Source organism: Paraburkholderia nodosa DSM 21604, from assembly GCF_000519185.1.
GTDB lineage: Bacteria > Pseudomonadota > Gammaproteobacteria > Burkholderiales > Burkholderiaceae > Paraburkholderia > Paraburkholderia nodosa.
This window is the reverse complement of the sequence record NZ_JAFA01000004.1, coordinates 117524-132235: the sequence shown is the minus strand read 5'-3', so window position 1 is coordinate 132235 and position 14712 is coordinate 117524. Positions and strand designations below refer to the sequence as shown.

Here is a 14712-nt window from a genome sequence, read left to right as displayed (position 1 = left end):
CGCGAGGCGCGCTCAGCCGCCCTCGTCCTCGAGATCTTTCGGATACACGCGCACGAGCACGATGCGCGGCCCCTTCATCTTCTTCACGACGATGTCGAAGCGGTCGAACTCCACGCGCTGCCCTTCGGTGGGCAGATCGTTGAGCGCGTGAATCACGAGACCGCCCACCGACTCCGCGCGCCCTTCGTCGATGTCGATGCCGAGCGCCTGCTCCAGCGACACCACAGGCAGGCTGCCGCGGCCCATCAGCGTGCCGTCGTCCATGCGGGTCCAGTCGGTGTCGGCCTGGTGAAACTCGTCGTGAATCTGGCCCACGAGTGCGCCGAGCAGATTGTCGAGCGTGAGAAAGCCGACCGGGCGCGCGTTCTTGTGCCCCACCAGCGCGAAATGCGGCGCGCCCTTGCGAAAGCGGCGGAACAGTGCGAGCGCAGGCGTGTCGGGCCGCACGTACTGCACGGGGCGCACGAACTTGCCGAGGTCGCTGAGCGCGTTGCCCGCCTCGCGCGCAAGCAGCAGGTCCTTCAGGTGGATGAGGCCCGCCACGCGCTCGCCCGCGGCGTCCTCGAACAGCGGGTAGCGGCTGAAACGGTGGCGCGCCACGATCTGCATGTTCTCGCGCAGCGACAGGTCGCGGCGCAGGCCCACCATCTCGTGCGTAGGCCGCATGAGGTCGGAAATGGTGAGGCGGGAGAAGTCGAGCGAATGGGCGAGCGTGTTCCATTCGTCGGCGCTATAGGCATTCGCGGCCGGCGCGGGGAGCAGCGGCACCGCGCCGCCTTTTGCGCCGCGCGGCTCGTGCGTCGCGTCATGCGCCTCGGCCTGGGCGGCGGCGCGGCGGCTGCGCAGGATCAGCTTGAGTTCGTCGGTCGAATAGTGCGTGTCGTGGCCGTGCCCCGACGAAAGGCCCGCGAGACGCAGCACCGCGTTCGCACTCGAATTGAGCACCCAGATCGCGGGATACATGGTCCAGTAGAAGCCGTAGAGCGGCATGGCCGTCCACAGCGAAATCTTCTCGGCCTGGCGGATGGCGAGCGACTTCGGCGCCAGTTCGCCCACCACGATGTGCAGGAACGAAATGACCGTGAACGCGAACACCAGCGAGATGGCGTGCACGAGATTCGCCGATTGCACGCCTAGCAATTCGAACACCGGCGCGAGCAACTGTGCGAAAGCCGGCTCGCCAATCCAGCCGAGGCCGAGCGAAGCGAGCGTGATGCCGAGCTGGCACGCGGAAAGATAGGCATCGAGCTGGCCGTGAACCTTGGCGAGCAGGCGGCCGCGCAGGCCGTGCTGCTGCGCGAGGCCCTGCACGCGCGTGGCGCGCAGCTTGACGAGGCCGAACTCGGCCGCGACGAAGAAACCGTTGAGGGCAACGAGCAGGAACGCCCCGATGAGGGCGAGAAGCTGGATCAAGACACATGGCTCCGAGAGACGAAGCGCTCAGTATAAGGGTGCAAGGTGAGTGAAAGGTGCGGGCGGGCTCAATGCGACCCGCCGCGCACGCGGCGGTCGTTCGTGCGCGACCCGGCTCGATCCCCGCTCACACGCCATTCAGCGGCACATTCAGCGCAAGCACCATCGCCTCGCCCTCGCCCACGAGAGCCGGCGCCTCGAAGCGTCCGCCATGCGCCTCGGCCACGCGCTGGCACAGCGCCAGCACCCAGGCGTAGCGCCCCGCTTCCTGCTGCTCGCTCGCCTGGGCGCGCGCGAACGGTTCCAGCACGTGCGCCAGCGCGTCGTCGGTAAGCACCGCACGCGTGGCGCGCCATCGCACTTCCAGTTGAGCGGCAGTGGCGCTCGCGCTCGCCGCGAGCGTCACGCTGGCTCCCTGAGCACTCGTTTCCACCGCGAACACCAGCATCAGCCACAGCGCCTGCGCAATGCGTTCGCGGTCGCCGTCGAGCGTCGCCGCGCCTGTCGCGTCCTGCACCGCGAACGACACGCCGCGCGCATCGCCGAGCGCGACGTGGGCGTCATTCACGGCCTCGCCGATCAGCGCCGCGACGGCGAATGGCGCGCGCTCGACACGCAGCTTGCGCGTTTCGGCGCGCGTGGTATCGACGAGCGTTTCCAGCAGTTGAACCTGCTGCTCCACGCCCGTGCGAATGCCGCCCAGCGCACGTTGCGCGGTGGCGTCGGCGTTGTCGATCTTGCGCTCGAGCACGTAAGCCCAGCTATGGATTGCGTTGAGCGGGCTGCGCAGATCATGCGAGACGCGCGAAAGCACGTGGTCGCGCATGAACAGCGCTGCCTCGGCGCACAGGCGGGCCGTGCGCTCGGTACGGTTTTGCGAAGTCGACACCATCTGATTCCTCGTATTTCGCCACAAGCCGGGCGAGCGGTCCCCCATTATAGGCAGCGGGTAGCGAGCAACCGGCGTGCCTGACTAGCCGCTGCCCGCCCGGCCCTGCAAAGCGCCTACAATAACGGGTTCAACCTATCCGAATCAGGAGTTTTTCCATGTCTATCGTGACCACCGAATCCGGCCTCAAGTACGAAGACCTGACCGAAGGCACCGGCGCCGAAGCCAAGGCCGGCCAGACCGTCAGCGTGCACTACACCGGCTGGCTGACGGACGGCCAGAAGTTCGATTCGAGCAAGGACCGCAACGATCCGTTCGCCTTCGTGCTGGGCGGCGGCATGGTCATCAAGGGCTGGGACGAAGGCGTGCAGGGCATGAAGGTGGGCGGCGTGCGCAAGCTGACGATTCCGCCGCAACTGGGCTACGGCGTGCGTGGCGCGGGCGGCGTGATTCCGCCGAACGCGACGCTCGTGTTCGAAGTCGAGCTGCTCGACGTCTGATGCCCGCTTGACGCTTCACGGCGCTCGCCTGATTTGCAACCGCAACCGGTCAACATGAATCCGCATCACCACGCTCCCGTCACCGCGCCCGGCGTCGAACTGCGCCGCTATGGCGCGATCGAGGAAACCGATCTGCACGATTTTCACCAGATCGTGCTCGGTCTCGACGGCGAGATGGAGATGACCGTGAACGGCCGGGGCGAGCGCATCGACAGTTGTTCCGCGTGGCTCATTCCGGCGGGCGCGCGGCACGACTACATGGGTATCGGCGATAACTGCCAGCTCGTGCTCGACCTGCCCGCGGCAACGCTCGCGGTGCCCGAACGGCTTTTCGACACCGCGCGCGCCGTGCGCCTCGACCCTGCGCTCACGCAGCTCGTGAGCCAGATCGCGCAGCGCGCCGCCGCGGCCACGCCGCCGCGCGACAGCGCCGACCTGCGCGCGCGCCGATTTCACTGGGACGCCTCGGCGCGCCTGTGCGCGGCATTCATCGCACAAACCGGCGTGGCAACGAGCGCCCCATTCAGCGCGGCTGCCGGGCTGGACTTCGCCCGCATCGACCGGTGGCTGCGCGCGCATCTCGCGCAGCCGCTGCGCATTGCCGATCTCGCCACGCATTGCGGCTTCGGCATGCGGCGCTTTCATCAGCTTTTTATCGAAGCGTTCGGCGAGACGCCGCATCGCTACTTGCAGCGGCTGCGGCTCGACACGGCGCTCACGCTGCTCGCCGATCCGCGCACCTCGCTCACCGACATCGCGCTCGAAGTGGGCTTCGGCGACCAGAGCGCGTTCACACATGCTTTCACGCGCCGCTTTGGGCTCGCGCCCGGCCAGTGGCGCGCGCTGCCGTCACACTGAGCGCGCAGGCGCGGCTCATTCGTCGAAGCGGTATTCCCACGCGGCGCGTGCGCCCACCGTCACATGCTGGCCCGCTCCCGCCACGACCATCGCGTTCTGGCCGAACGTGAGGCCGCCGTCCACGCGCGGATCGGCGCGAAACACGGCAAGCGTGTCGAGCGGCTCGGTGGGCCATTGCGCGTCGCGCTCGCCCGTTAGCTGATCGATCGTCGTGATCGGGCAGCGCGCGCAGGGCTTCACGAAGCGCAACACGATCTCTTCGCCGCCTGAAGCCGATTCGATGGCGAGCGTGTCGATGAAGTCTTCCTCGAATGCGTCGTCAATGTCGCCGACGACGATGTTCGGACGAAAGCGCGCCATCGGCACGGGCGGCGCGCCCTTCGCCGCGAGGCGCTCGTTGAGTACCGCGAGCGACGCCTCGCTCGTCACGAGAATCGGAAAGCCGTCGGCGAATTGCGTGGGCGCGTCTTCGCCATTCGTCCACTTTTTGCTCGCGAGACGCGTCACGTCGTGCGCGAAGCGCAGCAGGCGCACCGGCACGCCAATCGCCTGCGTGAACCACTGCGCCGCGTGATCGCCTTCGTCGAGCGCCTCGAAATCGTCGTCCCAGACCGAGGCCGGCACTCGCGCCTCGCCGCCGCGCGGCGCGAACGGCAGATGGAGTGCTTCGCTCATGCCTTCCATGCTGAGGCGCACGCCGTCTTCGACGAACGCGGGCACGATGCGCGCCATGGCGGCGTACTGGCGCTGTGTGACGAGCCGGCCGTTCTCGTCGGCGACCATCCAGTGGCGGTCCCACTCGATGCCCTTCAGGCCGAGCTGCGCATCGTCGAGCGCGATCGCGCCGCATGACTTCACGGGATAAACGAACAGCGCACGAACAACGGGCATGGCGAACTCACGGGAAAGGAAAAAGGAAATGGGCCGGGCAGCGCCCGACCCACGATCATACAACCACTGCTGAAAACAGCTTACTGCGCCGCATCGAGCCCGCGCGCGAGATCGTTGCGCACGTCCTGCGCGTTTTCGAGGCCGACGGCCAGGCGGATCAGCCCTTCGGTGATGCCGGCCGCCGCGCGCGCTTCAGGCGTGATACGGCCGTGCGTCGTCGTCGCCGGGTGCGTGATGGTCGTGCGCGTATCGCCGAGATTGCCGGTGATCGAACAGATCTTCGTGCCGTCGATCACGCGCCAGGCATTCGCGCGCTGCTGCTCCGGCGTGTCGCCCTTCACTTCGAACGAGACAATTGCGCCGCCCAGCTTCTGCTGCCGCATGGCAAGCGCATGCTGCGGATGCGACTCGAGGCCCGGATAGAAAACGCGTTTGATGGCCGGATGCGTCTCCAGCCAGCGCGCGATTTCGAGCGCATTGCCGGACTGCTTTTCCACACGCAGCGAGAGCGTTTCCATGCCCTTGAGCAGCACCCACGCGTTGAACGCGGAAAGCGTCGGGCCCGCGGTGCGCACGAACGGAAACACCTTCTCCATGATGAACGCCTTCGAGCCCACGAGCGCACCGCCCAGCACACGGCCCTGACCGTCGAGAAACTTGGTGGCCGAATGCATCACCACGTCCGCGCCGAATTTGAGCGGTTGCTGGAGCGCCGGGCTGCAGAAGCAGTTGTCGACCACGAAGAGCGCGCCCGCCGCCCGGGCGATCTTGCCCACGGCTTCGATGTCGGCCACTTCGGTGAGCGGGTTCGACGGCGTTTCGAGGAAAAACATCTTCGTTTCGGGGCGCACGGCGTTCTTCCATGCATCGAGATCGGTCGGATCGACGAAGGTGGTCGTGATGCCGAACTTGCTGAAGATCTGCGAAAACATCGCGAGCGTCGAGCCGAAAATGCTCTGCGAGCTGACGATATGGTCGCCCGCCTGCAGCGCGGCCATCACCACCGACATGATCGCGGCCATGCCCGAAGCCGTGGCGATGCACGCCTCGCCGCCTTCGAGCGTGGCGAGGCGCTCCTGGAACATGGTGACGGTCGGATTCGAGAAACGTGCGTATGTATAGGCGGTCTCGGAATTCCTGAAGCGCTCGGCGGCTTCGGCGGCGCTGCCGAAACAAAAGCTCGACGTGAGGTAGAGCGCTTCCGAATGTTCGTTGAACTCGCTGCGCAGCGTACCCGAGCGAACGGCCAGCGTGTCGAAGTTGAAGGTGTCGTCCATGTTCGTGTTCTCCGTGTGCTGAACAATCAGGCTTCAATCCTGCACGTGCAGGCGCAAAAAAGCCCGCTTTTGCGTCGGCAGAAAGCGGGCTTCGGAATCGGCGGGAACGCGAGCCTCACGCTCGCGTTTGCCGAAGGGATCACTCCACCGAGAGCTGCAGGTGCAACTGCGAGCGGGAGCCGCCGTCCATCGCGTCGCTTGCGGCGTCGCGGTCCGACTGCGCCTGGGGCGCGAGGCGCGCCGTCTCGATGTTGTCGAGGTACGTGCTCGTGATGTCGCCGGTGATGTAGTCGCCGTCGAAGCACGAAGCCTCGAAGCCCTTCAACTCCGGATTGATGTCACGCACTGCCTGCTTGAGCGATTCCACGTCCTGATACACGAGGTAATCCGCGCCGATGATGCGCGCCACTTCGTCGTCGGTGCGGCCGTGCGCGACCAGTTCGCCGCGCGTGGGCATGTCGATGCCGTAGACGTTCGGGTACTTCACGGGCGGCGCCGCCGAAGCGAAGATCACCTTGGTCGCGCCGGCGTCGCGCGCCATCTGCACGATTTCCTGCGAGGTGGTGCCGCGCACGATCGAGTCGTCGATGATCAGCACGTTCTTGCCCTTGAACTCGATGCCCATGGCGTTGAGCTTCTGGCGCACCGACTTCTTGCGCATGGCCTGGCCCGGCATGATGAAGGTGCGGCCCACGTAGCGGTTCTTGAAGAAGCCTTCGCGATACTCCACGCCGAGCTTGTTCGCGACCTGCATGGCCGCGGGGCGCGACGAATCGGGAATCGGCATGACCACGTCGATTTTCACGTCGGGCAGCTCGCGCTTGATCTTCTCGGCGAGATAGTCGCCCATGCGCAGACGCGCGTTGTACACGGGCACGCCGTCGAGCACCGAGTCCGGACGCGCGAGATACACGAGTTCGAAGATGCAGGGGTTCAGGCTCGGCGCCTGCGCGCACTGCTGCGAATGGAAGTTGCCTTCGAAGTCGATGAACACCGCCTCGCCCGGCTTCACGTCGCGCACAAACTCGAAACCGATACCTTCGAGCGCCACCGATTCCGATGCGAGCATCCACTCGGTGCCTTCCGGCGTTTCCATCTTGCCGATGCAGAGCGGGCGAATGCCGAACGGGTCGCGGAACGCGAGCAGGCCGTGGCCGGCAATCAGCGAGACGATCGCGTACGAGCCGCGCAGGCGGCGGTGCACGCCCGAAACCGCCTTGAAGAGCGTCGCCGGATCGAGTTCGAGACCCGACGTGGCGAGCTGCACTTCGTGCGCGAGCACGTTGAGCAGCACTTCCGTGTCGGAATTGGTGTTCACGTGGCGCCGGTCCACGCGGAACATCTCTTCCTTGAGCTGTTGCCAGTTGGTGAGATTGCCATTGTGAGAGAGCACGATGCCGAACGGCGCGTTCACGTAGAACGGCTGGGCCTCTTCTTCGCTCGACGCCGAGCCGGCCGTCGGGTAGCGCACCTGGCCGATGCCGGCGGTGCCGGGGAGGCTGCGCATGTTGCGCGTGCGGAACACGTCGCGCACCATGCCATTGGCCTTGTGCATGTGGAACGTGCTGCCGTTCGCGGTGGCAATGCCGGCCGCGTCCTGACCGCGGTGCTGGAGCAGCAGCAGCGCGTCATAGAGGAGCTGGTTGACGGGAGAGCGGGAAACTACGCCTACGATGCCGCACATGGCAGGTCCTTCAAAAAAGCGAAATCGGTAGCGGGTCGCCCAGCTTCATCAACACCGGTCGAGCGCCGCAAATGGGCAGTGTTGCCGGGAAGCTGCGCCTCGTATCGCGTCCGACCAGTTTCTGATCAGACGTGTACGTAGGCCGCGAGCGCCTCGGGCAACAGGGGTTTCAGTTCGAGCACGCCCTGCACGGCATAGGGCCGCAGCAGCGCGTGGCGCCAGAAGTCCTGCTGGGGCAGCTCGGTCAGCCCGCCGAGGACGACGAGGATCAGCACCAGCACGACGCCTCGCACGAGGCCGAACATCATCCCGAGCGAACGGTCCACGCCGGACAATCCGCTCACCTGCACCAGACGGCCGATCAGTGCGTTGCCCACGCCGGCCACGAGCACCACGGCAATGACGATCAGCGCGAAGGCGATCAGCCACTGGGTCAGCGCCCCACCCGGCCAGTTCGCCGGAATCCAGGGCACCACGCGGTCCACGTAGCGGCAGGCCACGAGCAACGCCGCGATCCAGCCGATCAATCCAAAAATCTCGCCGATCAAGCCCCGCCACGCGCCGCGCAGGGCCGACAGGCCTATCACCGCCATTACAGCGTAGTCGAATGCGGTCAACATCGACGGCTTATTCCGCGTTGGCGTTCGAGCCCGCCATCAGGCCGGCGCCGCGCACCCTGGCGATCGCCGCCGTGGCCGAGGCGCGGTCCGGGAACGGGCCCGCGCGCAGCAGCGTGCGCGTCGTGCCGTCGGCTTCCTTTCGCTGTTCGGTATATGCGGGCACCCCCGCTGCTTTCAACTTGGTTACCCAATTGTTCGCTGTCGTGCCGTTCGAGAACGCGCCGAGCTGCACCGCGAAACGTGCGCCCGGGGGCGCCGCCGGTGTGCCGGATTCGGCTTTCGCGCCGTTTCCGTCGCTGGTGTCGTTGTCGTTTGCGGCGGTCGTTGTCTGCTTGCTGTTCGCGGCGACGGTCGTGCTGGCCGCCGCCGCCGGCCTGGCAGCGGGCTTTTGCGTCTGGGCGGTTTGCGTCGATTGGGCCGCAGCGGCTGCCGCCTGGGCGGGCTTTTTGGCAGGCGTTGCCGGCGTCTTGTCCGTGCTTTGGGCGTTCTGCGTGGGCGCAGCGCCCGAAGCGGCCGCGAGGGCCGACGCGCCAGGCGTCGCTTCAGCGGCTGCGGGATTGTCGGGAGCGACGCCGGCTTGCGTGTCTTCGGCCTCGTGCTGGCGCGCGGCGGCCTTGTCGGCCGGGCGGCTCGGAATGTCGATGGCGATGTCGTCGGTAACGGGCTTCGGGTGCGAATCGAGCACCATCGGCAAGATCACGATGGCCGCGAGCACCAGCGCGATCGCGCCGACGAGACGGCGGCGCGCGCGTTGCTTTTCAGGGAGCGTGGGGTCGAGCAGCATCGCCTCGGCGTCGCCCGACCGGTCCGGCCGGCGGCTGCGCCGCTCCACACGCGTGCTCTGATTGCTGCGCCGGCTGGAGCCGGACTCAGTGCCGCGCCGTCGGGGCGCGTCAGCGTCATTTTTCTTGCCGAACGAGAAAATTCCCATGTATGGCTTGCTGTTGGCCTACCTGGCCTGTCTTACGTGGGCGGCGTGCGGGTGCCGGGCGGTCAGTGTTGCTGCGACTTTCGCCAGGCCATGACCCCGGCAACCGTCAGAAAACTTCCGAAAACAATAATTCTATCATTTTCGGTTGCACGTTTTAACGCATCTTGGAAGGCGGCGGCGGGATTTTCGTAGCGCGTGACGCTGCTATCGGCGCCGTCCGTCACGCCCGCATCGCGCAGCACTTCTTCGAGCTGCTCGGCCGTGGCCGCGCGTGGCAGCGGCAGATCGGTCACGCACCAGTGGTCGATCTCGCCCTTCAGGTGCTCGATCACGCCCGCGATGTCCTTGTCGCGCATCGCGCCGAACACCGCGTAGGAGTACGGGAAATAGCCCATGCTGCCGAGGTTTTGCGCGAGCACGGCTGCCGCGTGCGGGTTGTGGCCGACGTCGAGGATGATCGAAGGCTTGCCCGGCAGCACCTGGAAGCGCCCCGGCAGTTCGACGTTGGCGAGGCCGAGGCGAATGTCCTGCGCGGAAACCGGCAGGCGGTCGCGCAGCGACTCGAGGCCCGCGAGCGCAGCCGAGGTGTTGATCAGCTGGTTCGCGCCGCGCAATGCCGGATAGGCGAGCGCCGAGCGCCGCATCGTCGGGCCCACGTAGCTCCATTGCTGGCGCTCGCTGCCCGGCTGGCCTTCGTAGCGGAAATCGCGGCCGAAGAGCCACAGTTCGGCGCCGATCGCCTCAGCATGGTCGATGAGCGACTGCGGCGCCATCGGGTCGGCGCAGATCGCGGGCTTGCCCGCACGGAAGATGCCGGCCTTCTCGAACGCGATCTTCTCGCGCGTGTCGCCGAGGTATTCCGTGTGATCGAGGTCGATGCTCGTGATGATCGCGCAGTCGGTGTCGAGCACGTTGACAGCGTCCAGACGCCCGCCCAGACCCACCTCGAAGATCACGGCGTCGAGCCCGCGCGAAGCGAACAGATGCATGATCGCGAGCGTCGTGAACTCGAAGTACGTGAGCGTCACGGGCTTGGCGAGCGAATTGCGCGCGGCTTCCACGGCCTCGAAGTGCGGCAGCAGCTCGGCGTCGCTGGCCTGCTGGCCGTCCACGCGCGCGCGCTCGTTGAACTCGAGCAGATGCGGCGAGGTGTGGCAGCCCACGTGAAAGCCCGCCTTGAGCAGGATCGTTTCGAGAATCGCGCAGGTCGAGCCCTTCCCGTTCGTGCCGCCCACGGTGATGATCGGGCAGTCGAACTTAAGGTCCAGCGCGTCCTTCACCTGACGGATGCGGTCCAGCCCCATGTCGATGCCGACCGGATGCGCAGTTTCGAGGTGCGTGAGCCACGCGTCGAGGGTGGGAAAGGTACTCATCAGGATAGAAATTGCCAGGTGCTGCGCGTGAGACGCCGCCAACGGCGGAGGGTTCACACGAATGTTCCGCTTCGAAAGAACGGCATTATCGCGGAAATGACAACGCGCCGCTTGCTTTCGCTCGCGGCGCGTTGGGTAAAGCGTTGCGGCTTGCGGCACGGGCTGCGCCGCAGATCGCTCAAAGCAGGGTTCAAGCCACCGCGTCGGCGGGCTGACGCTGCAGCAGCGCCAGCATTTGCGCGATTTCGTCGCGCAGCTTGCGGCGGTCCAGGATCATGTCGATCGCGCCCTTCTGCAGCAGGAATTCGGCGCGCTGGAAGCCTTCCGGCAGCTTTTCGCGCACGGTCTGCTCGATCACGCGCGGGCCGGCAAAGCCGATCAGCGCCTTCGGCTCGGCGATCACCACGTCGCCAAGGAACGCGAAGCTCGCCGAAACGCCGCCCATCGTCGGGTCGGTCAGCACGGAGATGAACGGCAGTTTGGCTTCGGCCAGCCGGGTCAGCATGGCCGTGGTCTTGGCCATCTGCATGAGCGACAGCAGGCTTTCCTGCATGCGCGCGCCGCCCGAAGCCGTGAAGCAGATGAACGGCACTTGCTGCTCGAGCGCGTTTTGCGCGCCGCGGGCGAAGCGCTCGCCCACCACCGAGCCCATCGAGCCGCCCATGAACGAGAACTCGAAACAGGCCACCACCACGGGCAGCGTGCGGATCGCGCCGCCCATCACCACCATCGCGTCGGTTTCGCCGGTTTCGTCCATCGCCTCTTTCAGGCGGTCCGGGTACTTGCGGCTGTCCTTGAACTTGAGCGCGTCGACCGGAACGATCTCCTGGCCGATCTCGTAGCGGCCTTCCGGATCGAGCAGGCCGTCAAGACGCTCGCGCGCGTTGATGCGCATGTGGTGATCGCACTTCGGGCAAACGTGGAGATTTGCCTCGACATCGTTGCGGTACAGAACCGCTTCGCACGACGGGCACTTGATCCACAACCCTTCCGGAATGCTCTTGCGGCTTTTCGGATCGGTTTGCTTGATCTTGGGCGGCAGCAGTTTATCGAGCCAGCTCATTGATGTTCCTTCCTTGACCTTCGTGATGCGCGGGCGCGGCGGATCGACCCAGTCAACCGATCGGTAAAACCGACCGGGTTCCGACCCCGACCGCGCATGGCGAAAAGTGGATTTTACAGCAGTCTCGAATCTAGCCAACCAGGCTAGCCTGCAGCACTACCCGGCGGAGACTTCGTCCAGCGCCGCGCGAATGCCCGTGATGAACTGCGTGAGCGTGTCGGCGGCCGTCTCCGGCGCAGCCTGTTCGAGCAGCTGAACGATGCGGCTGCCGATCACGACGGCGTCCGACACCTGCGCGACGGCAGCGGCCGTTTGCGCGTCGCGAATGCCGAAGCCCACACCCACGGGCAGCGAGACATGCTTCTTGATCGCCGGGATTTTACCCGCGATGCTCGAAACGTCCAGATTCGCAGCGCCCGTCACGCCCTTGAGCGAGACGTAGTAAACATAGCCGCTTGCGGCACGCCCCACTTCGGCGATGCGCTCATCGGTCGAAGTCGGGGCGAGCAGGAAGATCGGATCGATGTCGGCGGCCTTCATCTTCGCCGCGAACTCGACCGACTCCTCGGGCGGATAGTCCACCACGAGCACGCCGTCCACGCCCGCTTCCTTCGCGGCCTGCGCGAACGCATCGGCGCCCATGCGCTCGATGGGGTTCGCGTAGCCCATCAGCACGACGGGCGTCTTGCTGTCGGTTTCGCGAAAGCGCTTCACGTCGGCGAGCACGCTCTTGAGCGTCACGCCCTTCTCGAGCGCGCGCTCGGACGACTGCTGGATCACGGGGCCGTCGGCCATCGGGTCGGAAAACGGCACGCCCAGTTCGATGACATCGGCGCCGCCGGCGGCCAGCGCGTGCATGAACTCGACGGTGCGCGCGGGATCGGGGTCGCCGGCCGTCATGAACGGGATCAGGCCTTTGCGGCCCTGGGCGGCGAGCGCCTCGAACGTGGTCTTGATACGGGACATTTCAGGGTCCTCAGCTTTTAGGCGTTACTGCGCGTGGGTCCGGCGGCGGCGCATCAAGCGCCGGCCGCAACGGCGCTTGCGGCGGCCGCGCTGACGCGTTCGCGCGCGATCGCGCAGTAACTTTCGTTGATTTCATAGCCGACGAATTCGCGCTGCTGACGTGCGCAAGCCACTGCTGTGGTGCCGCTGCCCATGAACGGGTCCAGCACGCGGCCGCCCGGCGGGCAGCTCGCGAGCACCATGCGCTCGACGATTTCCAGGGGCTTCTGGGTGGGATGATCCACGCGCTCCGCGTGCTGGCGATGCAGCCGCGAGACGGACCAGACGTCCTTGGGGTTGTAGCCGAGCTCCAGCCACTTGCTGCCTTCGAACAACTTGCGCGAACGCGCCTTCTTCGTGACGGCATCGTACGGGATGCGGACGGGATCGAGATCGAAGTAATAGTCCTTCGACACCGCGAAGAAACCGATGTTGTCGTGCACCGAGGTAAAGCGGCGCGTCGTGCCACCCATGCTGGGTACGCGACGATCCCAGACGATCTCGTTGATCATCGTGAGTTTCGACTTGAGATAGACGAAGATCTCGGGCGCGTACTGCCACGTGCAGAACACGTAGAGCGAGCCCGTGGGCTTGAGCTTCGGAATCGCCAGGTCGAGCCATGCATACGTCCAGGCGAGGAAGTCCTCGCCCGAGCGCATGTCGGAGTCATTGCCGTAGTCCTTGCCGAGCCCGTAGGGCGGGTCGGCGACGATCAGGTCGATCGAGGCATCGGGCAAGTTGGCTGCATCGGTCAGAAAATCGCGGTTCAGGAGCCGGATGGTTTCCGGCACCGTGGCGAGTGTGGGTAACTCGGCGGCTGCATTGGCGACCGCCTCGGCGGCCTCCAGAGCAGCCGCTTCGGCGTTCACCTCGCCCACCGGCGCCGGCATCTGCGGCTCGTCGAACTCGTCACGCATCGCTTGTGTCGCTCCGGGCGCTCAGAACTGGATGCCCGATCGCTCAGCGACCGTGTGCATGTCCTTGTCGCCGCGGCCCGACAGGTTCACCAGCAGGATTTTCTCCTTCGGCAACGTGGGTGCGAGCTTCGCCGCGTACGCGAGCGCGTGGCTCGATTCGAGCGCGGGAATGATGCCTTCGATGCGGCAGCAGTCGTGGAAGCCCTTGAGCGCTTCCTCGTCGTCGATGGTGACGTACTGCGCGCGGCCGATGTCCTTGAGCCACGCGTGCTCGGGACCGACACCCGGATAGTCGAGGCCCGCCGAAATCGAATGCGTCTCGATGATCTGCCCGTTCTCGTCCTGCAGCAGGTACGTGCGATTGCCGTGCAGCACGCCCACGGTGCCCGCCGCGAGCGAGGCGGCGTGACGGCCCGTGTCCATGCCGTCGCCGGCAGGCTCGACCCCGATCAACTGCACGGAAGTGTCCTCGATATACGGGTAAAAGATACCCATCGCGTTCGAACCGCCACCTACGCAGGCGATCACGGAGTCGGGCTGGCGGCCCGTCATTTCGGGCATCTGCACGCGGCATTCGTCGCCGATCACGCGCTGGAAGTCGCGCACCATCATCGGGTACGGGTGCGGGCCCGCCACGGTGCCGATGATGTAGAAGGTGTTTTCGACATTGGTGACCCAGTCGCGCATGGCTTCATTGAGCGCGTCCTTGAGCGTACGCGAGCCCGACTCGACCGGCACCACGGTCGCGCCCAGCAGCTTCATGCGGTAGACGTTGGCGGCCTGGCGGCGCACGTCCTCAGCGCCCATGTAGACCACGCACTCCATGCCGAAACGCGCCGCGATCGTCGCGGTGGCCACGCCGTGCTGACCCGCACCGGTTTCGGCGATCACGCGCGGCTTGCCCATGCGCTTGGCGAGCAGCGCCTGGCCGATCACGTTGTTCACCTTGTGCGCGCCGGTGTGATTCAGGTCTTCGCGCTTGAGATAGATCTGCGCGCCGCCCAGCAGCTCGCTCCACCGCTGTGCGTGATAAATCGGCGACGGACGGCCGACAAAATGCTTCAACTCGCGCTCATATTCGGCGCGGAAGTCGGGATCGTCCTTGAATTTCGCGTAGGCCTCGCGCAGTTCGTCGATCGCCTGCATGAGGGTTTCGGCAGCGAATACGCCGCCATAAGGGCCAAAATGGCCGCGTTCATCTGGCAAATTGTACATAAGTCACTCGCTCGGCCGGGCTTGGGAGGACCCGCGTTGCGCGGGCCGTGCCGGCCAAAGGGGCATCCGCCCCGGA

General features: G+C 66.1%; 14 protein-coding genes. 2 read left to right on the top strand and 12 right to left on the bottom strand.

Annotated elements, in window-relative coordinates:
• Positions 1-12: 12 nt before the first annotated feature.
• Positions 13-1413, bottom strand: a complete 1401-nt coding sequence (locus A3CW_RS0107065) for a hemolysin family protein (protein WP_028202934.1) — start codon at positions 1411-1413, stop codon at positions 13-15.
• Between the two features lie 127 nt (positions 1414-1540).
• A complete protein-coding gene (locus A3CW_RS0107060) occupies positions 1541-2305 on the bottom strand; it encodes a sensor histidine kinase (RefSeq protein WP_051481286.1) in 765 nt (254 codons plus the stop codon).
• 155 nt (positions 2306-2460) lie between these two features.
• On the opposite strand from A3CW_RS0107060, the gene A3CW_RS0107055 reads away from it, so the two are divergent.
• Complete coding sequence (locus A3CW_RS0107055) at positions 2461-2802, top strand: FKBP-type peptidyl-prolyl cis-trans isomerase (protein ID WP_028202932.1); 342 nt, start codon at positions 2461-2463, stop codon at positions 2800-2802.
• Between the two features lie 54 nt (positions 2803-2856).
• Positions 2857-3660, top strand: coding sequence for an AraC family transcriptional regulator (locus A3CW_RS0107050; RefSeq protein WP_028202931.1), 804 nt, complete (start codon positions 2857-2859; stop codon positions 3658-3660).
• Positions 3661-3675: 15 nt separating this feature from the next.
• Here the strand turns inward: A3CW_RS0107050 and A3CW_RS0107045 are convergent, their stop codons facing one another.
• The 10 genes from A3CW_RS0107045 to trpB all read right to left on the bottom strand — a co-directional run bounded on the left by A3CW_RS0107045 (position 3676) and on the right by trpB (position 14636).
• On the bottom strand, positions 3676-4551 hold the full coding sequence (locus A3CW_RS0107045; protein WP_028202930.1) for an MOSC domain-containing protein: 876 nt from the start codon (positions 4549-4551) through the stop codon (positions 3676-3678).
• Positions 4552-4631: 80 nt separating this feature from the next.
• Entirely contained in the window at positions 4632-5828 is a 1197-nt protein-coding gene (locus A3CW_RS0107040) for an O-succinylhomoserine sulfhydrylase (protein ID WP_028202929.1), read from the bottom strand.
• Positions 5829-5967: 139 nt separating this feature from the next.
• Positions 5968-7512, bottom strand: a complete 1545-nt coding sequence (purF, locus tag A3CW_RS0107035) for an amidophosphoribosyltransferase (RefSeq protein ID WP_028202928.1) — start codon at positions 7510-7512, stop codon at positions 5968-5970.
• A 125-nt stretch (positions 7513-7637) separates the two neighbouring features.
• A complete protein-coding gene (locus A3CW_RS0107030; protein ID WP_028202927.1) occupies positions 7638-8132 on the bottom strand; it encodes a CvpA family protein in 495 nt (164 codons plus the stop codon).
• Between the two features lie 7 nt (positions 8133-8139).
• Positions 8140-9063 (bottom strand): SPOR domain-containing protein, encoded by a 924-nt coding sequence (locus A3CW_RS0107025; protein ID WP_028202926.1) that lies wholly within the window; start codon positions 9061-9063, stop codon positions 8140-8142.
• A 62-nt stretch (positions 9064-9125) separates the two neighbouring features.
• Complete coding sequence (gene folC, locus A3CW_RS0107020) at positions 9126-10436, bottom strand: bifunctional tetrahydrofolate synthase/dihydrofolate synthase (protein WP_028202925.1); 1311 nt, start codon at positions 10434-10436, stop codon at positions 9126-9128.
• Positions 10437-10626: 190 nt separating this feature from the next.
• Positions 10627-11499, bottom strand: coding sequence for an acetyl-CoA carboxylase, carboxyltransferase subunit beta (gene accD, locus A3CW_RS0107015; protein WP_028202924.1), 873 nt, complete (start codon positions 11497-11499; stop codon positions 10627-10629).
• Positions 11500-11655: 156 nt separating this feature from the next.
• The gene (trpA, locus tag A3CW_RS0107010; RefSeq protein WP_028202923.1) at positions 11656-12465 is read right to left on the bottom strand and encodes a tryptophan synthase subunit alpha; all 810 of its coding nucleotides are present in this window, start codon (positions 12463-12465) and stop codon (positions 11656-11658) included.
• Positions 12466-12518: 53 nt separating this feature from the next.
• On the bottom strand, positions 12519-13421 hold the full coding sequence (locus A3CW_RS0107005) for a DNA-methyltransferase (RefSeq protein ID WP_028202922.1): 903 nt from the start codon (positions 13419-13421) through the stop codon (positions 12519-12521).
• A 21-nt stretch (positions 13422-13442) separates the two neighbouring features.
• The gene (gene trpB / locus A3CW_RS0107000) at positions 13443-14636 is read right to left on the bottom strand and encodes a tryptophan synthase subunit beta (protein WP_028202921.1); all 1194 of its coding nucleotides are present in this window, start codon (positions 14634-14636) and stop codon (positions 13443-13445) included.
• Positions 14637-14712 lie beyond the last annotated feature (76 nt).